Annotated in this window: 21 protein-coding genes, 1 tRNA gene and 2 pseudogenes; 10 read left to right on the top strand and 14 right to left on the bottom strand. The window is 41.7% G+C overall.

All coding sequences use genetic code 11. The features are described 5' to 3' along the window. Window positions 1-65: 65 nt before the first annotated feature. The 5 genes and pseudogenes from HWQ43_RS23435 to HWQ43_RS23455 all read right to left on the bottom strand — a co-directional run. Window positions 66-209 (bottom strand): annotated as a pseudogene (locus tag HWQ43_RS23435) (aminotransferase); the annotation flags it as partial. Between the two features lie 24 nt (window positions 210-233). Then, window positions 234-305, bottom strand: a tRNA-Asn gene (locus HWQ43_RS23440). A 144-nt stretch (window positions 306-449) separates the two neighbouring features. Then, entirely contained in the window at window positions 450-1,001 is a 552-nt protein-coding gene (locus tag HWQ43_RS23445) for an NYN domain-containing protein (protein ID WP_094352149.1), read from the bottom strand. A gap of 288 nt (window positions 1,002-1,289) precedes the next feature. Next, window positions 1,290-1,967 (bottom strand): ABC transporter ATP-binding protein, encoded by a 678-nt coding sequence (locus HWQ43_RS23450; protein ID WP_292738388.1) that lies wholly within the window; start codon window positions 1,965-1,967, stop codon window positions 1,290-1,292. 13 nt (window positions 1,968-1,980) lie between these two features. Then, the gene (locus tag HWQ43_RS23455; protein ID WP_012410874.1) at window positions 1,981-2,253 is read right to left on the bottom strand and encodes a hypothetical protein; all 273 of its coding nucleotides are present in this window, start codon (window positions 2,251-2,253) and stop codon (window positions 1,981-1,983) included. Between the two features lie 354 nt (window positions 2,254-2,607). Here HWQ43_RS23455 and psbD point away from each other — a divergent pair, with 354 nt between their 5' ends. The 7 genes from psbD to HWQ43_RS23490 all read left to right on the top strand — a co-directional run bounded on the left by psbD (window position 2,608) and on the right by HWQ43_RS23490 (window position 10,497). Further along, on the top strand, window positions 2,608-3,663 hold the full coding sequence (gene psbD, locus HWQ43_RS23460; RefSeq protein WP_012409998.1) for a photosystem II D2 protein (photosystem q(a) protein): 1,056 nt from the start codon (window positions 2,608-2,610) through the stop codon (window positions 3,661-3,663). A gap of 787 nt (window positions 3,664-4,450) precedes the next feature. Then, window positions 4,451-4,732: a 4a-hydroxytetrahydrobiopterin dehydratase gene (locus HWQ43_RS23465; RefSeq protein ID WP_292738389.1), complete on the top strand. Its 282-nt coding sequence runs from the start codon at window positions 4,451-4,453 to the stop codon at window positions 4,730-4,732. 490 nt (window positions 4,733-5,222) lie between these two features. Beyond that, entirely contained in the window at window positions 5,223-6,947 is a 1,725-nt protein-coding gene (locus HWQ43_RS23470) for an iron uptake porin (protein WP_292738390.1), read from the top strand. Window positions 6,948-7,281: 334 nt separating this feature from the next. Next, complete coding sequence (locus HWQ43_RS23475; RefSeq protein ID WP_099101920.1) at window positions 7,282-7,719, top strand: Rrf2 family transcriptional regulator; 438 nt, start codon at window positions 7,282-7,284, stop codon at window positions 7,717-7,719. Window positions 7,720-7,789: 70 nt separating this feature from the next. Then, window positions 7,790-8,752, top strand: coding sequence for a cysteine synthase A (gene cysK / locus HWQ43_RS23480; RefSeq protein WP_292738391.1), 963 nt, complete (start codon window positions 7,790-7,792; stop codon window positions 8,750-8,752). A 15-nt stretch (window positions 8,753-8,767) separates the two neighbouring features. Then, window positions 8,768-9,469 carry a J domain-containing protein gene (locus tag HWQ43_RS23485; RefSeq protein ID WP_292738392.1) on the top strand — a complete coding sequence of 234 codons (702 nt, stop codon included), beginning with the start codon at window positions 8,768-8,770 and terminating at the stop codon, window positions 9,467-9,469. Window positions 9,470-9,624: 155 nt separating this feature from the next. Further along, on the top strand, window positions 9,625-10,497 hold the full coding sequence (locus HWQ43_RS23490; protein ID WP_292738393.1) for a 6-carboxytetrahydropterin synthase: 873 nt from the start codon (window positions 9,625-9,627) through the stop codon (window positions 10,495-10,497). Window positions 10,498-10,573: 76 nt separating this feature from the next. On the opposite strand, the pseudogene HWQ43_RS23495 reads toward HWQ43_RS23490, so the two are convergent. The 4 genes and pseudogenes from HWQ43_RS23495 to HWQ43_RS23510 all read right to left on the bottom strand — a co-directional run bounded on the left by HWQ43_RS23495 (window position 10,574) and on the right by HWQ43_RS23510 (window position 15,015). Next, a pseudogene (locus tag HWQ43_RS23495) lies at window positions 10,574-11,155 on the bottom strand (Uma2 family endonuclease). A 32-nt stretch (window positions 11,156-11,187) separates the two neighbouring features. After that, entirely contained in the window at window positions 11,188-12,183 is a 996-nt protein-coding gene (locus tag HWQ43_RS23500; RefSeq protein ID WP_292738394.1) for a PrsW family glutamic-type intramembrane protease, read from the bottom strand. Next, window positions 12,176-13,096, bottom strand: a complete 921-nt coding sequence (locus tag HWQ43_RS23505; protein ID WP_292738395.1) for a class I SAM-dependent methyltransferase — start codon at window positions 13,094-13,096, stop codon at window positions 12,176-12,178. The genes HWQ43_RS23500 and HWQ43_RS23505 overlap by 8 nt, the downstream gene beginning before the upstream one ends. A 242-nt stretch (window positions 13,097-13,338) precedes the next feature. Then, window positions 13,339-15,015 (bottom strand): DUF3352 domain-containing protein, encoded by a 1,677-nt coding sequence (locus HWQ43_RS23510; RefSeq protein ID WP_292738396.1) that lies wholly within the window; start codon window positions 15,013-15,015, stop codon window positions 13,339-13,341. 1,083 nt (window positions 15,016-16,098) lie between these two features. Between HWQ43_RS23510 and HWQ43_RS23515 the strand changes: the two genes are divergently transcribed. The 3 genes from HWQ43_RS23515 (at window position 16,099) to HWQ43_RS23525 (ending at window position 21,349) form a co-directional block, all read left to right on the top strand. After that, complete coding sequence (locus HWQ43_RS23515; RefSeq protein WP_292738397.1) at window positions 16,099-18,720, top strand: M1 family metallopeptidase; 2,622 nt, start codon at window positions 16,099-16,101, stop codon at window positions 18,718-18,720. Window positions 18,721-19,220: 500 nt separating this feature from the next. Next, window positions 19,221-20,945, top strand: coding sequence for an AarF/ABC1/UbiB kinase family protein (locus HWQ43_RS23520; RefSeq protein WP_292738398.1), 1,725 nt, complete (start codon window positions 19,221-19,223; stop codon window positions 20,943-20,945). Window positions 20,946-20,974: 29 nt separating this feature from the next. Continuing rightward, window positions 20,975-21,349, top strand: a complete 375-nt coding sequence (locus HWQ43_RS23525) for a hypothetical protein (RefSeq protein ID WP_292738399.1) — start codon at window positions 20,975-20,977, stop codon at window positions 21,347-21,349. A gap of 58 nt (window positions 21,350-21,407) precedes the next feature. Here HWQ43_RS23525 and HWQ43_RS23530 read toward each other — a convergent pair whose 3' ends face one another. The 5 genes from HWQ43_RS23530 to HWQ43_RS23550 are packed head-to-tail and all read right to left on the bottom strand — an operon-like array spanning window position 21,408 to window position 26,540. Continuing rightward, the gene (locus tag HWQ43_RS23530; RefSeq protein WP_292738400.1) at window positions 21,408-22,436 is read right to left on the bottom strand and encodes an Npun_R2821/Npun_R2822 family protein; all 1,029 of its coding nucleotides are present in this window, start codon (window positions 22,434-22,436) and stop codon (window positions 21,408-21,410) included. Between the two features lie 17 nt (window positions 22,437-22,453). Beyond that, on the bottom strand, window positions 22,454-23,344 hold the full coding sequence (locus HWQ43_RS23535) for an Npun_R2821/Npun_R2822 family protein (protein ID WP_292738401.1): 891 nt from the start codon (window positions 23,342-23,344) through the stop codon (window positions 22,454-22,456). 3 nt (window positions 23,345-23,347) lie between these two features. Further along, complete coding sequence (locus HWQ43_RS23540; RefSeq protein WP_292738402.1) at window positions 23,348-24,328, bottom strand: Npun_R2821/Npun_R2822 family protein; 981 nt, start codon at window positions 24,326-24,328, stop codon at window positions 23,348-23,350. A 3-nt stretch (window positions 24,329-24,331) separates the two neighbouring features. After that, window positions 24,332-25,291, bottom strand: a complete 960-nt coding sequence (locus HWQ43_RS23545; protein WP_289798677.1) for a glycosyltransferase family 10 — start codon at window positions 25,289-25,291, stop codon at window positions 24,332-24,334. 31 nt (window positions 25,292-25,322) lie between these two features. Further along, a complete protein-coding gene (locus HWQ43_RS23550; RefSeq protein WP_292738403.1) occupies window positions 25,323-26,540 on the bottom strand; it encodes a glycosyltransferase in 1,218 nt (405 codons plus the stop codon). Between the last annotated feature and the right edge of the window lie 57 nt (window positions 26,541-26,597).

Consider the following 26,597-nt stretch of genomic DNA (forward strand, 5'->3'; position numbering starts at 1 on the left):
CCCAGCCATACACAGATACACCCCTCTCATACGAGAAGTAGATTACCATATTTCGGTATTAGTGGGATAGGTTCATGTTCGATCTGCGATCGCAAACGTTGTTGAAATTCCAGCACTTGTTTAGGACAAGCACCAAAAGACCCATGATTCAGAAACGTCACAGTCGAGTCAAGCGACCATAAGTCTCTGATGGATAATCTAGAATCCAAAATTTAAAATCCAAAATTGATAAACTCCCCAGGCTGGATTCGAACCAGCGACCAATCGATTAACAGTCGATCGCTCTACCACTGAGCTACTGAGGACCACTCACGATTTATAATATTAGGGCTAAAAATAGTATTTGGCAAGTACTTTCGCCAATATTTTTTTTAGAAACTTAATTTAGAGAATTTTTGCAGCCAAAATCGATTCAAGAACTTAAGCAGAGACTCTGAGATACTAAATATCTACTGTAATCCCATTCGTAATTCAGCCAGACGCTGCCGCGCCTTAGCATCAATGGCATTAGCTAAAAACCGACTCTTAGATTGTTTGCGCGTATGATACTTTTGTCGCATTCGGCAAACAGTGGTTTCCACTTCCCCACAGAGTTGCTGTGCTGACAACCATTCAGCCCCATATCCTTGGATCATCAATTGCTGTGCCCGATCTGATGTAGCAACAATCACACGCGAAATCAAAGATTGGGCTATTTGGTGGCGAAAAGAAGCGCAGGATTTTTCAATATAAGTATCTGCTGTTTGCCCAAAATCAGTGTAATAAACAGATAAAAGCTCAGTAATAATTTCTTTATTACTAGAGCTATTCTGATATTGAGCATCAAAAACTATCTGAGTTGTGTAACCTTGAAACGCACTATAACCAGTCATCGCTTCCACAAGTTCGCCCCGTGCAGCCTCTAGTCCAACGCTATCACGCGTTTTTTTAAGGCAAGGCCAAGCGCCTATGATATTGTAGCCGTCCACTAACAAAACGGCTTGGAGTAAGGAACGGGGCATGGTTTTTAATCACAATTTTCTAGAGTTAACAAAATTCATTCATAAGTTTTATAATAATTGATGCATAGTCTGTAACACTATGCTACACAGAATAAAAAATACGGCAACCTTACAAAACTCAAACCTCAGATAGACGCACCAACTTAAAACGCGCCTTTTAAATAAAGGCGCGTTACAGTTCTTTCTTAGTAGTATTCAGGAGTGCTAAGTACAATGAATTTTACTTATTCACTCAGCACTCATTACTCAGCACGGGCTAAACGCCCCGCTATCGCTAACAGCACTGAATTAAGAGGCTTCGCTGTGTACCTCCATCAGACGTTGTTTGAGACGTTGGGCTTCACCACTATCAACCAAAGAGCCTTTTTCTAGCAAGAAAGCGCCGTCACAGTAATTTAACTCATCTAATCGATGTGTTACCCAAAGAGCTGTAATACCTCGACTTTTGACAAGGCGACGGACACCAGCAACTAAATCCAACTGGCTATCTGGATCTAGTAAGGCAGTGGGTTCATCTAATAATAAAACTTCACAGCGACGGGCGATCGCACCAGCGATCGCGACTCGCTGTTTCTGTCCCCCAGAGAGTGCATAGATAGGGCGTCGTTGCAAAGTAAGCAAATTCACCGCTCCTAACGCCTCCTCAACCCTGGCTCTGGTAGCAGCAGGTGGCAACTTTTCTTCCACCAATCCAAAAGCCACATCAGCACCAACTGTTGGCATCACCAGTTGATGATCTGGATTTTGGAAGACAAAGCCAACGGGTTGCAAAAGCCGAATTTCGCCAGATTCAGGAGCTAATAACCCCGCCAGCAGTCTCAGTAAAGTAGATTTTCCACTGCCATTTGTACCCAAGAGCATCCAAAACTCACCCTTGGGTACTTCTAAAGAGCAAGATTTGATAACTTTCTCTCCATTAGGCCAACTGAAATTTAAATCCTTGACCTGAATGCCCACTTGAGCCATTTGTCAACCTTGGTTACTCAGCAGCTACAGCGAAAAAGCCAGGTGGTCTGCCACCACCAGGGGTTGTACCATCTTTCTGAACAATCTGCACCCCAGAAATTTCACTAGCGCGGACAGCAATTTTTTTCTCTGTCTTGCCTTCGCACTTGAGTTCTACAATGTCAGGGTTCCCAGAACGGATTGCTGCCAAAATTAGCTGATAGACAGCCTCAGCATCCTCTGCTGACTTACGTTGTACTGAGATTGGGAAAGCAGTGTTTCTGATGCTTAAATCGATGGTAAACATTTAGCAATAATCAAATTTAACTGTGGACTCATTTTAGCGTCAGCTGACTGATTCTAGGGAAATGGGTATTGGAAGAGGCAGAGGGGCAGGGTGCAGGGAGCAAGGGGGAGAATTCAAATTACCTCTTTCGCCTCTTGCTCCCCTGCTTTATCTACCTCGTCTGAATCAAAAATTAATTTTTATGACAAAACCCCTAGAAAAATTAGCGATTTACACCTAATATTATTAAAGGTGTGTAAAAAATTGTAAACTTGGTTAACAACCTGGTTAACTTTCTGCTTATGGAAGGCTTTTATATGGCCGTCTATAATACAGATACAACCTGTACTTATAAACATTTGGAGATTTGCTCTAATGACCATCGCAGTTGGACGTGCCCCTAGTAGAGGGTGGTTTGACGTTCTCGACGACTGGCTCAAGCGCGATCGCTTCGTATTCGTAGGTTGGTCAGGGATACTATTATTCCCCTGCGCCTTCCTAGCACTAGGCGGTTGGCTGACCGGCACCACCTTCGTCACCTCTTGGTACACCCACGGATTAGCCTCCTCCTACTTAGAAGGTGCTAACTTCCTGACAGTGGCAGTATCCACCCCCGCCGACAGCATGGGACATTCCCTATTGCTGTTGTGGGGACCAGAAGCCCAAGGCGACCTCACCCGTTGGTTCCAACTAGGTGGTTTGTGGCCATTCGTTGCCCTACACGGAGCCTTCGGTTTGATTGGGTTCATGTTGCGGCAATTTGAAATTGCGCGTCTAGTAGGGATACGTCCTTACAACGCCCTCGCCTTCTCAGCTCCGATTGCAGTATTCGTCAGCGTATTCCTGATGTACCCCTTGGGACAATCAAGCTGGTTCTTTGCACCCAGCTTTGGGGTGGCTGCAATTTTCCGATTCCTACTATTCCTGCAAGGGTTCCACAACTGGACACTCAACCCCTTCCACATGATGGGTGTTGCGGGTGTATTGGGTGGTGCTTTATTGTGCGCCATTCATGGTGCGACAGTAGAAAATACCTTGTTTGAAGATGGTGATGGTGCTAACACCTTCCGCGCCTTCAATCCAACCCAGTCGGAAGAAACCTACTCAATGGTGACGGCAAACCGTTTCTGGTCACAGATTTTCGGGATTGCTTTCTCCAACAAGCGCTGGTTGCACTTCTTTATGTTGTTCGTGCCAGTCACAGGCTTGTGGATGAGCGCCGTCGGCATCGTCGGTTTAGCACTCAACCTACGAGCTTATGATTTCGTTTCCCAAGAATTACGGGCGGCGGAAGACCCTGAGTTTGAAACCTTCTATACCAAAAACATTTTGCTGAACGAGGGTATCCGCGCTTGGATGGCTCCTCAAGATCAACCACACGAACAATTTGTATTCCCTGAAGAAGTTCTACCTCGCGGTAACGCTCTCTAAGAATTCAAATTTGACCATGACCTGAATTAGGGTTGTGCTTGGCGAAAATTGACACACCCAGATAAAATAATCTCCTTGTAATCAGCCAATAAATTGTCAATTTTCACTATTATCCAGTAGTCTCCCATCAAAGAGGTGGGAGATTTTTTCTATATATGGTTAATATCTCTAAATTTATATGTTATGTTAGGTAAAGGTTATGAACCCAGAGTAAATCCTCTGCCCTTTTGAAACTAAGACCGCTTAGGCAATAAGGAGGTGATGCCCATGATAGAAAGTAGTAAATGCATGGGTCATCAGGTTGCAGTTAGTCGGCTGCGCGCCGGGGCTGTTCTCTAAAAGTTAGCCTTAGTCATCTTTGAGATACTAAGTTAGCTCAAGTAGCTAGGCAAGCTCGGAGTTCCTTCCGGCAGTCTGGTTGCAACCTGAAGACCCGCTAGACCGCTCTGACTTAGATCATCCGATCTAAATCAGGGCGGATAGTTTTTTATAGGTAATTTTTGTTTTATTAATGCTTACTGTTTATAAAGATAGATAGCGATGGCTGCCAGGAAGAAAGGCAACCTATTTAAGTTTTCTTAAAAAACATCATAAATATCTTGCGTTAAACCTTGGAGTATGACCAAACGTGATAAATAGCGTCTATCTGCCAAGTTTGATTTAAATCTAGACATACGCATTGTGGCTTAAATTTATCCTACCATACTTTCTGTGTGGAGAATAAAAGGGGTTTGCCTTTGTCAGATGCAAAATGTTGTAACAAATATATAGGTAGGAATTTCTTGATATGCCACAACTACTCACCGAAGCAGAAATTCAAAAACAGGCAAAGGTTTTGTCAGATTGGACTGTTAAAGACTCCAAGTTGCAAACTACCCGCACATTTAAAGACTTTATTGGAGCAATTGAGTTTGTCAATAAACTAGTTGAGCCGGCTGAATCAGCCGCACATCATCCAGATATAGAGATTTCCTACAATAAAGTGAAGATTACACTTACAACACATGATGCAGGCGGATTGACCCAGACAGACTTTGATGTAGCACGGGTGATTTCCCAGATCAACTAGCTGATTTCTTCTAACATCTTGTGCCAGACTACAGGAAGTTACTGCGATATACAGTTTGTATGCCGAACCAGTGTGTTCTAACTGGCGTGAGATTTATACGAGGGGTAAGTGAAAGAAGCAATTTTTGATGGCAAACGGCTAAGTGTCTAAAGCTTTCAGCAATTTAGCCTGCGTAGAGAGCGAATGACCCAAACCCTACTCCCTACTTAGATATTTAGATAAGTATGTGTGACAGTTATTAAGGCGATCGCTGCAATCTTGCCATCTAGATCAGATGTTTTATAATGTTATGATATAAAGATATGTTTTTGCATAAGTTAATCACATAAGTTTTTAACCCCAAGTTAATTGTTTATTTAGCTTTGCAAAAACTAAAATTGTAGTAGTGCCAACTATGCCTCATCCATAGGTTTCAATGAGATGTCGCATTTTCGAGAATTAGGTGTAACGAAACCAATTATCTAAACAAGGTGTGAGGAGTAAAGTGAAGATGTCTAATCTATTATGGAAATCCTTAGTGGTTAGCCCAGCAGTTTTGGGAGCAACATTGTTAGTTTCGGCAACAGCAATGGCGGCCCCAAGCACAACCACAGAAGTATCATCAGCCAAACAACTAGGTGTAACCCAAGTTGCCCAACAGCCAGAAATATTGGCTCAAACAACCATAGATCAAGTTAATCGCTACAGCAACGAAGGCAACCAAGGTAATTCTCAGTCTCAAGTAACATCGGTTTCTCAATTTTCCGATGTACAACCTACTGACTGGGCATTCCAAGCATTGCAGTCCTTGGTTGAGCGCTATGGTTGTATTGCAGGTTATCCAAATGCGACTTATCGCGGTAATCGTGCTTTGACCCGTTATGAATTTGCCGCTGGTTTAAATGCCTGTTTGGATCGGGTTAACGAATTGATTGCCACAGCAACAGCTGACTTGGTAACTAAACAAGATTTAGCTACGTTACAACGGTTACAAGAAGAATTTTCCGCAGAATTGGCTACCCTACGCGGTCGCGTAGATTCCTTAGAAGCGCGGACTGCTGAATTGGAAGCGAATCAGTTCTCCACCACCACAAAACTAGTCGGTGAAGCAATTTTTGCAGTTACTGATGTGTTTGGAGGTAACACTGGTGACAACAACAATACTGTCTTCCAAGATCGGGTACGTTTGGACTTGCAAACCAGCTTCACTGGTAGAGACGTTTTACATACCCGTCTTGCTGCTGGTAATGCAACAGCCTTTACACAACTTGATAACGCTAATAATCCCATCGGTACTGCTGAAGGCACACAAACCTTTGAAATTGGTAGCAGTGGTAACAATGCTGTAAGGATAGACCGTTTGACCTATGAAGCTCCTATAGGTCCAGCCCAAGTTTATCTCGCTGCTAGTGGCGGACGGCATAGCCATTATGCTGCTGTCAATAACCCTTACTTTTTTGACAACACTGACGGCGGTAACGGCGCTTTATCTACCTTTGCTACTGAAAGTCCCATCTATCGGATTGGTGGTGGTGCAGGTATAGCGCTCAATCTGCCCCTTGGTAAAGGTGGCGGTCTTTTAGGAAATAGCTCAATCACTGCGGGTTACTTGGCATCACAAGCTAACGATCCTGCTCTTAGTTCAGGTCTGACCAACGGCGACTATGCCGCTTTAGGACAGTTGAACTTTAGTGTAGGCGATCGCGTGGCTGTAGCTGCTACCTACGTCCACGGATATAGCGCTAGTGGTGCTTTATTCGACTCTGGTACAGACGGAAATACTGGAGGTTTTGATGTCGGTACTGGACAAGCTAACTTTTTAGGTAATGCAGGAGGTGTAACCCCATCTAGCAGCAACTCCTACGGTGTGTCGGCTGCGTTTAGACCCAGCGACAAACTGTCCATTAGTGGCTTCGTCTCTTACCATGACGTAACAGGTGTCGGTGCAGGTGATGATTATGAAGCTTGGAGTTACGGTGTAGGCGTAGCCTTACCTGATTTCGGTAAAAAGGGTAACGTTTTAGGTGTTTTTGCTGGTGCAGAACCCTATTCCTTTAACCGCCCAGGTTTTGGTGGGAACAATGATATACCCTACCACTTTGAAGGTTTCTACAAGTATCGTGTGTCGGATAACATCTCTGTAACCCCTGGTGTAATCTGGTTGACCTCTCCTGGTCAAAACAGCGATAACGATGATGCTATTATCGGTACGCTCAGAACTACTTTCACCTTCTAGAGTGTTGATTATCCACTGACAATTTTGAACTCTATTTCTCCCCGCCATTAGGCGGGGTTTTTTGTTTTCAGTAGCAGCAATGGATAATCCCCAGTAATTAACCGGAGTATACTAGAAAAGTTAGGAGTTGTGAGTTAGAAGTTATGAGTTATGGCGGGTTTTATATGAATAGCTCAGAGTAGGGTGGTCATTGTAATACCCACTCTATAAGTAACTTACGCCGTGAGCAACTTTTTCTGAGGGAACTTTTCTAATAGAGGTTAATTGAATAACTCTTAACTCCTAACTCTTAACTCTTAACTCTTAATTCCTAATCCCTAACTTATTGCTGCTTGTGGAACTATCCTGTAAATCGGAATACGCAATTCTCGCCTTATTAGAGATGGCCGCTCATTACGAAAGCGGCGAACCACTGCAAATTCGACAAATTGCAGCACAACAAAACATACCCGATCGCTATCTGGAACAGCTACTAGCAACCTTGAGGCGTGGCGGTATAGTTAAAAGTCAACGTGGGTCAAAAGGTGGCTATCTGTTAACGCGAGAACCCCGAAAAATCATCCTTTTTGAGATTTTGGAATGTTTAGAAGGCTTAGAGGCGCGGGCTGGTGAAGAAAACGTTAATTCCAAAAGTATAGACAGTTCAGTTATAGAAGAAATTTGGCAAGAAGCAAGCCGCGCGGCAAATTCAGTCTTGCAAAAATATACGCTCCAGGATCTTTGTGAAAAACGAGATTCGCTGCGGCAATTAGATATCATGTACTACATTTAGTCAAGAGTCATTTGTCATTTTTTGATGACTAATGACCAATAACAAATAATTAATAATTAAGGACTAATTTATGCGAATAGCTCGTAACATTACAGAACTGGTTGGTCGTACTCCTTTAGTGCAGTTGAACCGCATTCTTCAAACAGAAGGATGTGTTGCAGAAATTGTGGTGAAACTGGAAAGTATGAACCCATCGGCATCAGTCAAAGACCGGATTGGGGTAAGTATGATTAATACCGCAGAGGAGGAAGGGCTAATTACTCCTGGGAAGACAGTATTGGTAGAACCCACTTCTGGAAACACCGGAATTGCCCTAGCGATGGCAGCAGCAGCTAAGGGTTATCGATTAATTTTGACAATGCCAGAGACGATGAGTGGAGAGCGTCGGGCAATGTTGCGAGCATACGGAGCAGAACTGGAACTAACACCAGGAATGGAAGGCATGAGTGGGGCAATTCAACGAGCGCAGCAAATAGTTAATACTACACCAAGTACCTATATGTTGCAGCAGTTCCGCAATCCAGCTAATGCAAAAATGCATCGGGAAACTACAGCCTTGGAAATCTGGGAAGATACCGATGGACAAGTAGATATCATTGTGGCGGGAGTGGGTACAGGTGGTACGATCACTGGTGTAGCAGAAGTAATTAAAGCACGCAAGCCTAGTTCTAAAGCGATCGCAGTTGAACCTGCCAATAGCCCAGTTTTATCTGGGGGACGACCAGGGCCCCACAAAATCCAGGGAATTGGTGCTGGGTTTATTCCTCAAGTACTCAAGATAAAATTGATTGATGAAGTGATTACCGTCACCGATGAAGAAGCGATCGCTTATAGTCGGCGTTTGGCAAAAGAAGAAGGACTACTATCTGGCATTTCCAGTGGAGCAGCTTTATGTGCAGCAATTCGCGTTGCCCAACGTCAAGAAAATAAGGGACGTTTAATTGTGATGATTCAGCCTAGCTTTGGTGAAAGGTATTTGAGTACACCGTTGTTCCAAGACCTGGAGGCAAGGTTAGCCACTAGCGTCAGTTAACGATACATTGAATTAATGGTCAATTCTAAGCACGTTTCTAACCATTACGAAACTCTCAAAGTTAGTCCAAGTGCAAGCCTTGCGGAGATTAAGCAAGCTTATCGCCGCTTGGTTAAGTTGTTTCATCCTGACAGTAATCAGGAAACAGCCGATCGCGAGCAAATTATCCGCATCAATGCAGCCTATGAAGTTTTAGGCGACAACCAAAATCGCCGTAATTATGACCAAGAACTGCAAGATGACTCCCAAAAATTAAATAGCGATCGCCAACAGCGTACAGCATCAGCGCAAAACCATTACCAGACAAGACGAAAAACTGGACGGGATGTTGACGAGCAAGTTGAAGAATGGCTGCGTCAAGTTTACCAACCAGTAAATCACTTGCTTTGTACGATTCTTTATTCTTTAGAAGAACAAATGGAGCAATTAGCTGCCGATCCCTTTGATGACGAGTTGTTAGATGAATTTCAAGAATACTTAAAAACCTGTCGAGATGACCTCAAGCAGGCACAAACTACTTTTCGCTCCCTGCCAAATCCCCCTAGTCTCGCAAGAACAGCGGCTCACCTTTACTACAGCCTCGACCAAGTAGCAGATGGACTCGATGAATTAGGTTATTTTCCTTTGAACTACGATGAGCGTTATTTACACACAGGTCATGAACTATTCCGCATAGCTACAAGATTACACTGTGAGGCACAAGCATCTGTTACATAATTATTGGCATTGAGCATGGGGCATTGGGCATTGGGCATTGGGCATGGGTAAATTGCGCTAGATGACTAAGGACGAATGACTAATGACTAAGAAATTAGTTTATGCTGGAAATAGAAAAAGGTTAAGAAATTTTAAATTCTGCTCATAGTGTACTCATGCCATGTATTGTTAATCGCCGCGCCCAGTTTTCAGCAAGTCATCGTTATTGGTTGCCAGAACTGAGTGAAGCCGAGAATATTGAGAAATTTGGTGCTGGTACTAGATTTCCAGGGCACGGACATAACTATGTCTTATTTATCTCCCTAGCTGGGGAATTGGATGAATATGGCATGGTGTTGAACTTGTCTGATGTGAAACACGTAATTAAACAGGAAGTTACCAGTCAATTGGACTTCTCTTATCTCAATGATGTGTGGGCAGAATTTGAACAAACTCTGCCTACGACTGAGAATATTGCACGGATTATCTGGCAGCGCCTAGCACCTCATTTGCCTCTAGTGCGTGTGCAGTTATTTGAACATCCTGAACTTTGGGCAGATTATATGGGAAACGCAATGGAAGCCTACCTCACCATCAGTACTCACTTTAGCGCCGCCCATCGGCTAGCTCATCCTAACCTCAGTAACGAAGAAAACACTGAGATTTATGGTAAGTGCGCTCGTCCTAACGGTCACGGACACAACTACCATCTAGAAGTCACTGTCAAAGGTAAAATTGACCCACGTACTGGCATGATTATTGATTTAGGTGCCCTGAATCAAGTGGTAGAAGATTATGTGTTAGAGCCATTCGATCACACATTTTTAAACAAAGATATTCCCTACTTTGCCGAAGTTGTACCTACTGCTGAAAATATCGCACTTTACATTAGTAATTTAGTGCGATCGCCTATTGAGGAATTGGGAGCTAAACTTTACAAAGTGAAACTGATTGAAAGTCCCAATAACTCCTGTGAAATCTACTGTACGGAGTCTGAATCAGATTCAGCCAGTGCAGCCCTGAATCAACCAGTATTAGCAAGGGTTTAGGTAATTGTAAATTTAGGCATAGGACATAGGGAATTTATCTCATCCCAATGCCCAATGCCCAATGCCCAATGTCCAACTAAAAAAGTTTACTCACTAAGCAGTTAAAACCAGGTAGCAAAGGACTTGTCAATTCATCTTGACTAAATAAAGTAGCTGCTAACTTTAATACAGCCTGTTCGCGTCGATAAACCTCAACTTTCTTTTGTACAGAATCGCAAATCCAATATTCCTGAACCCCTTGCACCGAGTACAGCTTTAGATTTGTTTCCCTGTCACGTTTCTCGTTTTTTTCGCCGGGTGACAAAACCTCTACCACTAACTCTGGTGCGCCCGTAAGATGTCCAGCTTCATCTAGCAAGTATTTTAAGCGTTCATGACTTGCCCACACCACATCAGGGATCACATTGTCCAAATCCGAGAAAATAATTCCAGGTGCGATCGCAGCTTTACCTAAACCAGTTTTATCTGACCAATTATTAAGAACTGTAACAATATTGCCACAACTTGATTGATGATCCTAACTAAGTGATTTAGTCACAAATAGTTCTCCATCAATAATCTCATAGCGATTTCTACGTTCACGAAGTGTCTCGGAACGAGAATCGCTAGCAAATAGCTCTAGGTCAGTAGTCGTCCAACGCACTGGAGTTGTTTGCATAGAAACCGCCTAACCTTTTCCTAAATCATATTTTAAAAATACCGACGACGGGCGGAATGTCGCAAATAGCGATAAATGCCCCACGCTAAAACTCCAAAAAAGAGATTTAGTAAAAAACGACTAAATATAAACCACAAAATATAAGTGTCAAAAAACTTTGACGGACTCAAAGGACTAATTTTCCTAACTAAGAGAAACAGCCCAAAAATAGCATTTCCACCCAGCACGAGGGCAAACAGCACTAAACTCCTCTGCCAGTAACGGCGCTGGATTGTACGGTCTGAAATCAAGGTAATTACAGGTTTACCTTGCACTTTTCGCAGTAATTGTTCCAGCCGCCAAAACATCCACAACAGAAACGGAAATAAACCGTAACTTAGGAAACGTAAGGGTAATGAATAACCCCAAGCACTAGATAGGACATTCACTAGGGCATGACAGATGACAGAATTTAGCCAAGCCCTAAAAATAAACTTTTTATCTCGATTTAACCGATTTTTAGAGGAAATATAGGTTCCTAATGCATATCCCCAAGGTGCAGAAAACATCGCATGGACTGGCGTGCCGATAGTACGTTCAAAAACCGATGCTGTACCGTGGAAAAAGTAAATCCAGTTCTCTTCAGCAGTGAATCCAAGGGCAACAGCGATCATGAAGAGGAAAACGCTAGAGTGAAGTAATCGATACTTGCGTTGCAGATAGTAAGTTGGGATAACAACCGCAGCCAACTTGCAGCCTTCTTCAATTGGGCCTATTTCCACAAGTTGCCGTAAGGCTGTACCAAGAAGCGTAGATGCGAAGCAGCTTGTCGCCAGACATCGCTTAATCTGATGCCAGTCTACGAAAGAGTTCGCTACAATTTCAAAATCCCATTCAAGTTTAAGGGCTAAAAAACCAGATATTGCCCCAATGATAAAGAACATCAGTAACTTTAACAGAGGTGGGGCAAATGGCATCCGACAGTAGTAGTAGCCTAGCAGCAGCAAGGGTGGTATTGCTGCCCACAACAGTAGAGATAAATCAACCACTCACCTGAGCGATCGCTGTACGGTGACGGTGGGTATTGTTAGCGATCATGGGAGTTTGGAAACCCGCTTCAACAATAGCTTGCTCAATGTCCAAAGCAAAATATTCATCTAAATACGGTTCAGTACTTTTGAGCAAAGTCAAAATGTAGGCTGGCATTTTCTTGTAAACTTCAGATTTGGGATTCATATCCATGATTGCCAAGTAGCCACCCGGACGCAAAACGCGCCGCACTTCAGCTAAAATCTGTCGGGTTGCTGATTGGGGTAATTCGTGGCACATCAGGAAAATAGAAACTAAATCAAACGAGGCATCAGGTAGCCCGGTAGATTCTGCTTGAGCATGAAGCCAGTTAATTTTAGCTTGACGTTTTTGGGCGCGGTAATTGGCAACTGCTAAAAAATAGGGAGATAAGTCTAACCCTGTAATTTTGGCATGAGGATAAATTTCTTGCATGGTAAATGTACTCAAACCCACACCACAGGCCAAATCTATGATGTCTTGGGGTTGATTGGGGATTTGCGCTTTGAGGATATCATGGTAACTTTGGCGCAGTTTAGCATCTCCTTCTGCTCCAGCATCTTGCCAAATTCCAGCATGGACAGTACGAGCAGCAACTTCTAACTCGCAAGCAGCTTTCCAACTGAGGTTTCCACCTTCGTAGGCATGGAATGACCGCAAATAGTATTCTGGGTAGGAAAGCTGAGGATTTTGTACTTGAGCTAGATCGTCCTTCCAATCACGCGCTTGTAATGTTTCGACTTCTTGCGTCCAAGGCACACCAATTCTCTCGGCACGTTTAATCATCATTTGTCTAGCTTGATGCTTGGCTAGGTTAGCTAAAGGCTGGATAGCCAGTATGCCATTTACCAAGCGGGAAGCTAAACCAGGATTAGTGTTTACAGCAGCAGTCATAAATCAGTTTGCATTTAACAGCCTTTTCTACTTATGACATAGTTGCTGGAGGCCAGTCTAGATGCAAATTGAAAAACATTCTGGGGAATGGGGAGTGAAGAAGGGAATAGGTTACAGGTTATAGGGTAGAGGGTAAAGGTTATTCTCTATCATCTGTAACCTAAAACAGTTTCCCCATCTCGCATCCAAAAGGTTATTCCCTATCACCTGTAACCTGTCACCTAATCCCCATGCCCCATTCCCTATTTTGCAGTAGGCTTGAGAGCTAACAACACCTCTAATTCACTGGTGGATTTATCTGGGCTAATAGCGGTAAAACCAAGACCACGAATGGAATTTAGGATGGTGATAGTATCGGCGTTAGATGATACAAAACTATTGATCAGGGGCACAGTTTTAGTTTTATCCATATCCAGGTAGAAATAACCGCCGTTAGGCTTTTGCAAAGAACCAGTCACAGCTTTGAAGGCGTCGCTAGTGTCGAGAGATGGATTTTTGCGATCGCTAACTGCGTCAGCAATTGGGCCACCAAGAGCTAAAAATACAGTATCTTGATCCAGCCAACCATGTGCTAATAAAGCTCCCTGTTGAGGTATTTGCCATTCAGTTACGTTTTTACCACCGATATTTCTGTTGGCGACGTTGATTCGTTGGGTTTTTGCAAAAGTATCCAATTTTGTCAAGGTAGCTTCGGCAGTTTTGCGATCGCTAGTATCAAATACTAAAGCACCTCCAAAACCAACACTCGCTAATATCCCTTGATTTGATGGAATCGCACCAAAACCGAATTCCCCATTCATCCAGCCAAAAATATCCTTATCTAGGTCTATATTGACAGATTTCAGTTGTCCTCGCGCTTGTTCCAGAGCTTGCTTCATTTCTGGATAATCTTTTGACTGTTCTACTAGCACTTCCCAACCACGGCTGATACCATTTCCGCTAATCAGAGCAAAGGTATCAGCAGGAAATTGCCCGACTATATTCCCAGGACTTGATTGATACTGAAATTTATTTAATTGCGGATCTAAATTAGCGATCGCTTTTACCCGCACTCCCGCGTCATCAACACCAACACCCGCTACCACAGATTTTATCTGCTTCAGTTGCGTCAGGGTTTGTGGGGGTAACTGCTTTGCCTGCGGATTTCCAGCAGTTAATTGCTGTATCATTTCGGCATAGTCTGGTACATAAACTTGAGCGAGGCTGTTTTTAACATTCACTCCTTTAAGAATGCTGCTAGCACCTTCTTTACTGGCAAAAGAAGACTGTCCCTTAAACGTGTCAATAGCTTTTTCTATAGCTTGCTTTTCGGGGGCTAACACCAACTGACTATCATTTAAAACTACGCTATACGTCGGCTTGCCATTTTGTGTAGTTTCGACAATTTTTTGACCTTGATAGTCAGATTCCTGTAATTTCACCCCTTTTTGTGACTTCAATTTGTTAGCAAAATTTAACGCACTAAGTTTGTCCTTGATTCCCACCACTATCAAGATATTCGATTCCTGCTGTAGATTTGTTGGTATATTAGGTGCCCCAGAGGGCACTTTTAACTGTGCCGGTTTTACAGGATTTGGTGGCAGTACAGCAATCATCACACTACCAGCCCAAGGCTTTATGTCTTTTTCATAAGAAACGTTACTGTCACTGAAAATTTGCTTATTGAAATCTTCCAGACCTTTTGCCACTAACTTTTGTGCTTCTGGAGTGCCAAACTGCTGTAATTTTGCCCAGGCTTCAGAGTCAGTAGTAATATAAGTTGCCATCAATGCTGTTGAAGGTACTACTTTAGCACTGCCTAGAGCGTCTAAACTACCTCCTGGTGAGCCTTTGAAGTACATATAAGCCGCTATACTTCCAACGACAACGACAGCAGCACCAACAGCAGGAATGAGAAATTTTGATTTACTTTCAGGCATTTTGTTATCCTCTTTTGCTCAGATTGTCACCGAGATTTATACAAGTGTCACTGTAGAGTTTTCGGATTTATAATATTTCCGCTAATCCATCGCTAGACTAACCCATGACAAAAGGATTCAGCCGCATACTTGTTGGCAAGCTGCACGTCTACCCCCTACTCAAAGAAAATTGTTGCTTTTGACATCCATGATGAATCGGATATTAATAATAAAAATTCTCAGTTAACTGTCATGTCTCAATCAGCAAACATCCAACTTAAAAGTGATTTTCACTATAAATGGGTTTTTGCAAATTAAATACATAGCAATCCTATCTGATTTGTAAAAATTGCAAGGCTGAGATTCCCGACTTCTCTTATGAAGTTGAGAATCTGATTGTTTACGAATGATTTCAGATTGCTATAGCACTTGGATCTCCCAGTCCATCTATACAGCAAACAAGCTAGCGATCGCCCGCCGATTTGTTAAAGAAGTTAAGAAGATTTGGGAAGCGCAAAATCAATCTACAAGCGTACTCTCTGAGCGACTTTGACAGGTACTCGCCAGTATGGGAGTTTTTACGGAGACAGAAATCGATTATTTTACTCTTACACAACTGGTACCCTGCATTTAGTTTCAACTCCAGTTGGTATTTACTGATAAAATTAGTAATCCTATAAATTAGCGGTCTAAAATTACTCTCAAAAATACTTCAATCAGATGAGGAGCGAATTTGTAAATGATATGCTGTTCATTTTAAACAAAGTAGCGTGTTTAGCAGCAAGCTATCCTAAGTTATAAAAATAATTAGGAGTATTTGTACTTAATGAGAATCTATAGAGGTACAAGAGACTCTTGACTCAATGCCCAAAAAGTGCAGAACATCAGGAAAAGTAAATGCGGCAGGGATATAGAAAAAATCTCAGGATCGGTAGCCGATCTTCGGAAGTTCAGGTGAGATTAATTTCAATCTCCCAATCCCAAAGGGGAGTTCTCACCTCCATAATGCCCTGTTGATTTGGGAAATACATCAAACACCGCTATTTTACTTAACTACATCCAACCAAGCCAGACTTTTCAGGATTACAAGGTCAGTAAGCATCAATGTCGCAGTCTTATTTTGATACAGATAATAACGGACACAAACCTTTTGAGTTACCGGGAGCAAGACCACACTACAACCCCGATCGCCCCGGACAGGTAGAGCATATTTTTCTCGATCTCAGCTTGGATATTCCCAAGCAAAGCTATCAGGGCAGTTGTAGCATTCGCCTTTTGCCAATCCGTAATGGTATTGATCGTTTGACTTTGGATGCTGTCAACCTAAATATTGAGTCTGTGCAGGTGGACGAAGTGCCACAAAATTTTGACTATGACGGGGAACAGCTTTCTATTCAACTTTCTCAGCCAACCCAGATTGGTAAACGCTTGCTGATTGCGATCGCCTACTCCGTGGCAAAACCGCAACGCGGTATTTATTTTATTCAACCAGATAAGCACTACCCAAACAAGCCTACTCAAGTCTGGACTCAAGGTGAAGACGAAGACTCTCGCTTTTGGTTCCCCTGTTTTGACTATCCAGGACAACTGTCTACTTCGGAAATTCGTGTCCGCGTTCCCAACCCTCTCGTGGCGATTTCCAACGGCGAATTAATCGACACCACAGAAGATGGTGATTACAAAGTCTATCATTGGTTACAGCAACAAGTTCATCCGACCTACTTGATGACTTTAGCAGTAGGTGATTTTGCTGAAATTCGAGATGAGTGGAACGGTAAAGCTGTCACCTACTATGTAGAAAAGGGACGGGAGGAAGATGCTAAACGCAGCATGGAAAAAACTCCCCGAATGATCGAATTTTTGAGCCAAAAGTATGGTTATCCATATCCTTTTCCGAAATACGCCCAAGTTTGTGTTGATGACTTCATCTTTGGCGGCATGGAAAACACTTCCACAACACTGTTAACAGACAGATGTTTGCTGGATGAACGTGCCGCCTTAGATAACCGCAACACTGAAAGTTTAGTCGTTCACGAACTCGCGCACCAGTGGTTTGGTGATTTGGTGGTGATTAAGCATTGGTCTCATGCTTGGATTAAAGAAGGGATGGCTTCTTACTCTGAGGTGATGTGGACAGAACAGGAATACAGTTCAGAAGAAGCAGCTTACTATCGTTTATTGGAAGCTCGTCGTTACTTAAGCGAAGATAGCAGTCGTTATCGCCGTCCAATGGTAACGCACGTTTACCGAGAAGCTATTGAACTTTACGATCGCCACATCTACGAAAAAGGATCTTGTGTCTATCACATGATTCGGGCCCAATTGGGAGATGAGTTGTTTTGGGAGGCAATTCAAACATTTGTCCAAGATAATGCCCACAAAACCGTAGAAACAGTAGACTTACTCAGGGCGATTGAAAAGGCAACTGGACGTAATCTTTTGTTTCTGTTTGACCAATACGTTTATCGTGGTGGTCATCCCGATTTTAAAGTAGCTTACTCTTGGGATGGAGATGCTAATTTAGCAAAAATTACAGTCACTCAAACCCAAGCTGATGAAGGTAAAAATGGCAGTAAGGATTTGTTTGATTTAAAAATACCTATTGGTTTTGGCTATACCCAACAGGAAGAAGTCGGGAGTCATGGAAAACTCAGTACTTCATTCTCAGCACTCAAAACTTTCACCGTCCGGGTGAATGAACGCGAACAAAGCTTCTACTTTCCTCTAGAAAATAAACCCCAATTTATCAGCTTTGATGTTGGAAATAATTATCTAAAAACAGTAGCTTTAGAATATCCAATCGCGGAGTTAAAAGCACAGTTAGAATTTGATCCTGACCCGATTTCGCGTAGTTATGCAGCAGCAGCTTTGGCGAAAAAAGGTGGGTTAGAAGCTATCATTGCACTGTCTGCATCGCTAAAAAATGACCCATTGTGGGGTGTGCGGGTGGAAGTGGCAAAACAACTAGCCCAAATCAATTTAGATCAAGCCTTTGATGGCTTAATTGCTGGGTTAAAAGATAAAAATGCTTATGTGCGACGATCTGTAGTGGAAGCACTTACTCAATTCAAAACTGCTGAAAGCTATAAAGTTGTGAGAGGGTTAGTGCAAAAGGGCGATCCCAGTTATTACGTGGAAGCAGCAGCTTCTCGTGTTATCGGGGCGATCGCCTCATCAAACTTGGAAGAAAAACCCAAGGAAGACAAGGTATTAAAACTGCTAAAAGGCGTTTTAGAAGAAAAGGCGGGTTGGAATGAAGTCGTGCGGAGTGGGGCGATCGCCGGTTTAGCTGAATTCAAAACCTCGGAAGCAGCTTTAAATCTGCTGCTAGAATACACCAAAATCGGTGTGCCACAACCTCTACGTTTAGCCACAATTCGTGCTTTAGGAAAAATTTCTGTCGGTCAAAGTCCGGCTAATTTGGAACGGATTTTAGACAAATTAACAGAACTAGCCAAAGAAAGCTTCTTTTTAACGCAAGTGTCGGTAGCAGCAGCATTAGGACAAATGGAAACACCTAAAGCAGTGGGGATTTTGCGATCGCTAGCTGAACAAACAGCTGATGGGCGTGTACGTCGCTCTGCTGAAGAAGAAATTTCCAAGGTGCAAAAGAACATTGGTTCAGAAAAAACCCTGCGTCAATTGCGTGAAGATTTCGATCAACTCAAACAACAAAATCAGGAATTGAGAAGCCGTTTAGAAAACTTGGAGGCCAAATCTAAATAGCACTACATGACAATTAAAAGCAGGTAATTGGTAATTGTGGCAAAGCTATTAACAATTACCAAGGTTTTAGTTGATACTGTAATTTTATTGTGGACACATAAAATATTTTATTTTCCACTTAAATCACAGGTATAAATAAACATAGTATCAAGATCCCCGGCTTCTAACATAAGTCGGGGATCTTTATGTTGTAAGCGGTTACTGAGTTTCAATTTGCATATATAGGTACATATTTATATTTTTATAAAAAATGGTTAAGAAAAGATAAAATCATCTAAAAGTTGGATAAGTAGTTGTAGTTTTATAAAGTATAATTAAGAAAAAGATAAACAAATCTAGGCAGTAACAGATGCTAAAATCGCCTCGAACACTATCCCCAAAGGGTAGAGTTCTAGTTGTTTTAGATAAAAGGCTACTGCTATCCTGAACTTGCAACTAACTTGTGGGTCAGGAGAAAAACAATCATTGTAAATTTTTCAGTTGAAGAGGCAAAAAAAGGCGTGGGTCAGTATCAACCTGCTCAACTAAAACTCTATAATCCAGATGCGATCGCTCGCTACTATAGTTACCGTCCTTGGCTAGCCTGGGGGCGAGTGCTGAGAATTATCTCCTCCTTTGCAGGATTTATATTCAGTCTGAAGTGGGACGAGTGGCAAGATAAAGTTGAGCAGAACAAGGGTAAACGAGCTATCCAGTTGCGAGAACTGCTCACCCGCCTCGGCCCGACTTTTATTAAAGTTGGTCAAGCCCTCTCCACTAGGCCTGACCTGATACGCAAAGATTTCTTAGAAGAACTGATAAAGTTACAAGATCAGTTACCACCTTTCGATAATGCGATCGCTTACCAGATTATCGAAAGTGAACTAGGTCGTCCAATTCACGAAAGTTTTAGCGAACTGTCACCTCACCCAGTAGCTGCTGCTAGCTTGGGTCAAGTTTACCGGGGTCGTTTGGTTAGCGGCGAAGAAGTCGCCGTGAAGGTGCAACGCCCTAACTTACATCCGGTAATTACACGCGACCTATATCTGATGCGTTGGGCAGCAGGTTGGCTAGCTCCTTGGTTGCCTTTAAATCTCGGTCACGACCTAACTTTAATTGTGGACGAGTTTGGCACAAAGTTATTTGAAGAAATTGACTATATTAATGAAGGCCGCAACGCCGAAAAATTTGCTAGCAACTTCCACAATGACCCAGAAGTAAAAGTTCCAGGTATTTACTGGCGTTACACCAATACCCACGTTTTAACCCTGGAATGGATTGACGGCTTCAAGCTGACGGATACTCAACGCATTCGCGAAGCGGGTTTAGACCCAGAAGCGATCATCCAAATTGGTGTTACATCAGGATTGCAACAGCTTTTAGAATATGGCTTCTTCCATGCTGACCCTCATCCTGGCAATTTGTTTGCTGTACCCGATGGTCGTATGGCTTATATTGACTTCGGCATGATGGATCAGTTGGAAGAAAGCACCAAAGAAACATTGGTAGATGCACTAGTACATTTGGTGAATAAAGACTACACCGACTTAGCCGAAGACTTTGTAAAATTAGGGTTTCTGACTCCAGATACGAATATTTGCCCAATAGTGCCAGCGCTAGAAGCGGTGCTAGGAAACGCTATTGGCAAAAATGTCAAGGATTTTAACTTCAAAACTATTACCGATGAATTTTCGGAACTGATGTACGAATATCCTTTCCGAGTTCCGGCAAAGTTTGCTTTGATTATTCGTTCTCTAGTTACCCAAGAAGGTATTGCCCTTAGCCTTAACCCCGATTTCAAAATTGTTGAAGTGGGTTATCCCTATATAGCGCGGCGGTTGCTGACAGGAGAATCGCCGGAATTAAGACGACGATTATTGAATGTGTTATTCAAAGATGGTAAATTTCAGTGGCAGCGGTTAGAGAATTTGATTGCGATCGCTCGTACCGATAACAACTTTGATGTATTGCCCACAGCTCAGATGGGGTTCCAATACTTAATGTCGGAAGAAGGCAAGTTTCTTCGGCGACAGTTGGTGCTTGCTCTCACCGAAGATGACCGCCTACACACCGAAGATGTCCAACGCCTGTGGAACCTGGTTAAAGATGACTTAAAACCGGATCGTTTATTAAATGTAGCGATCGGGATTTTAACAGAGTTATCCAGAGAAGGGGCAGCCGCTATCCTGCCAAAAGCGACATTACTTGGGTCTTTTGCTGAGAACCAGTCAACAAATAAAAAGTAAAAAATCTTTAATAGAAATTAGGAGTTTTCATGTATTATTTTCCTGAGCAACCGCCTTACTTTCTCTTACTTGTTGGCTTTTTGATAGCATTAACATCTGGTTTAGCATTATCTGGCACTTTGAAAGTAATTGTGCAGAAATGGCCAAGCGAACGAACAGAAAATACTCAGCCACGTTCCTCACTGAAACAATTACTTGTACCATTTATCGGTATAACAGGCGGTACTTGTCTATTTATGTCTTCAGGTTTAGAGATATTTGGCTTTCCCTCATCCTTGGCTTTAGGAGTCGGTCTACCAATTAGTCTTTTTACTTGTTTGCTAGTTTGGTTGCAGTTGGGAAGTATGATGACTTTTATAGAACGTGAAGGTATGCAATCTTTAGATTTAGATTCTTTTTCTTAGAAAAGAGTAGGAAATTAATAATTTAAAATTAAAGAGAGTTTCAGACTCTCTTTAATGTTTATTGAGCAATTCTATGCTTAAAGTTGCGATACTTTAGCTTAATGTTGTTTATTCTTTGCTGAATAAAGCTACTAGTGGACTTTTGCAGAAGTGTTAGTCTGCTTGGGCGCTTAAAGCTTTGAGGACGTTTTTCAGGTGATTTTAAATAGCGATAATATAAGAAAACATCGCGGTAAGCAATATCAACATCTTCACCCCCACAAAGCCTCGTAAAAGCTGAAGAAGATACACTCATATAGTGTAAGTATGTCAATTTCTGCCCTTGGTCGTAAAGAATATTATCTACAACATCAAATTTAGAAGTCCAATGGCAACCAGTCGCTTTACCGTGATAGGCGTAATTGTAGTAAGAAATTCCACTACGTAAAACTAAATAGTTGAGAACTGTTTGATCGGAATCTGCCCATGCTAGTGCATCAGCTTCACCTGCTTCTAAGTTTGCTAGTAAAGTTGCTAAATTAGCATCGTTAAAAACACCCTTTTTAGAAGCAAACCAACCAGAACAAAAAATTTGATTCCTAATATCTTCTATAGGAAAAATCTTTGCTAGCTTATCTTCTGTCCAGTTGAAAATATAATTCAAATCGGATCTATATTGAAAGTCATTCGTAATCCAATCATATTCATCCAACTTTTGATAAACATCATCGAGTGATTTCATCAATAATGTATCTCCATCAAAGAAGATAAATTTGTCAAATGGGCCATCTAGACAGCAGAGTTTTCGATGTCTTTCTATGCGATAATTCTCTGGCAAACCATACTCTCGCCATAGCTTTAACGCCCTTGGGTGAGCTTTCCAGATACGAGAGCCAAAGTCCTCCCAGTAGGCTATGGAATCAGAATTTTCAAATAAAGTAACATTATCTCTAGATGCAATTTCTGCCTTGACTTTCTCTAGCTGGTCATTATATGGAATTACACAAACAGGAATTTCTCTACCAGCATTAGCTTCTATGCTGTTGAGCAAAGCAACTAGTTGGTCATAGACAACATCATTCGCTAAGGTGTAAATACCATCAATCATTGGAATACTCCTAATATTTAAGTACGCGCAGAAACAAAGGGAAATAAACGGCGAGTCAGTTTGGGGATGAAGGCAAATTTACCCTCATGCAGATAACGATAGTGTTCCCACAATTGCCAATAGGGACTACCAGTTTTCATCCGCGTACCAGCCCAATGGAGATATTTGAGTCGTTGTCCTCGGTCATAGAGGGCGTAATCTTGCTGTTGAAAATTTTGCGAACCTGCCCAACTACCAGGCCCTCCCCCAGGAATTTTGACGAGATTTCCACGTTTAGAAATTAGTTTGAGAACAAGATAATTTAAAATTGGTTGGTCTGTAACTCCTTCCGAAAAATCGAAATATTCGCGATGTGCTGCACACTCGCGTAGAGCTTCATCCATTTGTTGTTCGGTAATAACTCCTTTTCTCGAAGCCCAAAAACCGCTGTTGAAAACATCTTGAAGTTGGGTATCGGAAAAAATTTGCTGTTCTTTCACAAATGGGGAAAATATATTTCGCAGCTTTTCATTAGCATGATGGTAATCACAGCAGAAGAAATCGACTTCTGAAAGTTTGTCTAAATTGTCGGCAATTTTTTCAAAAACGACAATATCCGTATCAATATAAATAAATTCATCTAAAGGTCCAAACCACGCCACCAATTTACGCATTTTGTTGGGTAAGGCGAGGAAATCTCGGTCAAAAATTTCTCCGATGCGTTTGGTAAAGGTATCAATAAGTTCTAAATCTGGGAAAATTTGGACGTTGTGTAAGGTAGCAAGCTGTTCTGCGACCTTGTGGTAATTGTCATTAAAAGGTATGAGATAAATAGTAACTTCTGGGTCATAGTAACGAATGCTATTGAGTAGAGCAATAGCATTATCGATAACGCGGTCATTGGCAACTATATAAATGCCCCTACTCATAAATTATCCTTGGTTAATTAACTTAAGTTTTTGCAAAGCTCTGGTAAGGAAATTTGGCGCTGGAGCGTCATTATAATTTTTAGGAGGATTGGTAAATACTGGACGCTTTTCTGGTTCGTGTAAGTAACGATAATAGAGAAATAACTCTCGATAGGGAAACTGAATATTTTCTCCCGCACAGACTGCTTGATTGATATTAGGAGGAATCCCAATGTAATGGAGATAAGTTAGCTGATTACCGCGATCGTAAAGAATATGTTCTCGTTCCTCGAAATGTTTAGAGCTAGCAGAACATCCTGTTTTTTCATTATCTGGCAGTTGGCGAGCAAAGTTATAAATAGAAAGATTAGACCTCATTACCATATAGTTGATTAATGGTTGTTCGCCAGCACCACCATACAAAATTTCTGACTCTCCATTTTGTAAATTTGATATTAGCCAATCTCTTTTTTCCGAGTCGAATAGTCCTTTTTTTGCGCCATAAAATCCTGAGCAAAATATTTCGGAATCAATGCGTTTTTGCTCAAAAAATTTTAGTAATTTGGGAGAAGTAACATTATATATTTTGCTAACATCTGTAAATTGAAAATCATAGACTACAAAATCATAACTCTCTAGCTTTTCAAACACCGTCGCTAGTGAGTTCATCACCAAGGTGTCTGCATCTAAATAGATAAACTTCTCGAATGGCCCATCAAAAGCGCAAAAACGACGGTGAGCGCCATAAAGACGAGATTTACTCCGATTCAATCTTTCTGGGGCTGCTGCCAACATAAATTGATCCCAGCGGTTGATTGATTCTTGGTCATCGTAAAGAAATACATTAGGGCGTTTAGCTATTTCGTCAGCAATCCGTTGTGTCCGATCGTCGAAAGGATAGATACAAACAGGAGTTTCTGGGCCTAAGATAACATCAATACTGTTGAGCAAAGCCACCAGTTGATCGAAAACATAATCATTGCCAAGGGTACAAATACCATTCATAATTTATGAGTGTTGATCGACAAAGTTTGATAACCAGTTAAGCAAGTTTAATTTGTGTAAAATGATTTGACGTGCTTCTGCGATCGCATCTTTGGCAGCATACCAAGCATCAGGTGTAGCTGTCACTTCTTGGATGTAAGCAATGCCTTTTTCATCTAAACTGGGCAACCGCAAAAAACTACCTGGTGGCAATAATTTATCAGCAGCCGGGCCACCATAGTAAATTGGTAAACACCAAGCAAGTAAACTATCCCAAAGTTTCTCACTCACATACCAATTATTATCAGCATAGTTTTCAATTGCCAGATTGTAATAGTATGGTGCCATTCCATACCATTTGTTACCTAGTTCTCCCGAACTGTTCGCCCATTCTGGTAAGTTACGCCCATACAAATCAAATTTCATACCACTAGATTGCAAAGATTGTAAAAAATCTAAACGCTGACGATGATTGGCTGTGCGGCTAATTCCCGAAGTAATCCAACTACATGGGGCAACTTTTGGGGGCGGTGGCATTTCATTTAAATCTTGAAATGAATTTGAGTGATACCAAATAGCAGGCATATAGTCAGGAATGGGAGCAAAATCATCGGGGCCAGAAACGTAGCCGCAATACTTTTGGGCTTCTTGATAATTATGATTAGTTATTTTTACAACCTCATCTAAAGGCGGTTCTCTGAGCAAATAAATAATCCGCTCTTTGTTAACACCACGCAGTAGAGATTCAACATTTACTACTGGTTTTTGCTGCTGTTTGCGAAAACTATCTAACCAAGATTTTTGCGGCGATGCTTGAGGAAAATCAAATTGATACAGCAACATAAAGTCTGGCTTTTGTGCCATTTTCAACATTTGCATGTTCTTCCAAACACCAAAGTAGTGCGGAGTTTGTTGCCATAACCAATCTTTGTTTTTAGCAAGACCTGAATAGCTGCTAATCATGCCAACAGTTTTAATAGTCATAAATCGTATTTATTCGGTTATTTTTGTACCGTTACCCCAGAATTGGTGGACGCCGATCTTCTTCTACGTAGCTTAATATTTTGGTAATTCTATTCTCCCAAGAAAATTGCTGGGCAAAATCTATACTAGCTGCATAACCCTCTATTTTCCTGGGATAAGTTTCTAAAGTATGTTGAATAGATTGGGCAAGTTTATGCGGGTTATCTGGTGTACACCAACTGGCAATCAAAGGCGATGTTTTGAATTCCATTAAGGGTGGAATCTCAGTTGCAACTATAGGAGTGCCAGCAGCCATGTACTGAAAAAACTTAACTGGATTCGTGAAATCTGCTGATTTTCCAGCGCAGTGAGGATGAACCAAAATATCAGCTGCTTGAAACAAGCTGACTAATCGTTCTCGTGGAAGTATCCAGCCTAATAATTTAACGTTTTCGATATTTTTATCTCTGGCTATTTGTTGATATGCTTGTACTTGTGCTTCTGTTCCTCCTGTGATTACAAACTGAATTTCTGGCAATTCTTTAGCAGAATCAATTAAGAGATCGACTCCTTTGAAAGGGTACAAAGCACCTGAATAGACAACTAAATGCTTCCGTCCATTGATAAGTAATTCTTGCCGCCATCTTTCGGCTTCTTGGGGCTGTCTGATTGAAAATGATTGATTGAATCCGTTATGTAGCCAAACTACTTTTTCCGGTGGCATTCCATTTTCTATTAGGCTTTGCCGGATGGGTTCTGACTGAGTTATGGCTATTTTAAAATAGGGGCTGTGGATGATGTCCTGCTCAAATTTTCGGTCTTGAAAATAGTGACGTTCATAGATTGTAGGAACTTTATTTTTGACTGCGGCTTTCACAAAGTTCCAATCTCGCGTATGGACAACTTTAGTATGAGGTAGGATATGAACTGGTAAATAATATTTGGTTACTACTGTACTAGAGTTAGTAAATTTACCACCTATTCGATCGATAGGCCAAGGCATTGGCAATGCCGCAATTTTGAGCTTTTCTTGAACATCGTAAAATTCGATAAATTCTCTGCCGGGTTTTTTGGGTTGATAAGGATAAATTAACGATAGTAAATTAACAGAAGAATTTTTTTTATCTTGATAAATTAAAACTGAGGAGTAGCCTAAGTTAGCTGCGGCATTGGCACAAAGAACATCATGAATTTCGTGTGCTGTGTCCGGCTTGAATGATAGCTCTCCGGTATAAAAAATATATTGATTTTTATTTGAAGAATTTATCATTTTTTTGGGGATGATAGGTTTTTAAAGATTGTGGTATAACTACTTTTGTTCCTGACA

The organism is Nostoc sp. JL31, assembly GCF_017114965.1.
In the GTDB taxonomy this organism is placed as follows: domain Bacteria; phylum Cyanobacteriota; class Cyanobacteriia; order Cyanobacteriales; family Nostocaceae; genus Nostoc; species Nostoc punctiforme_A.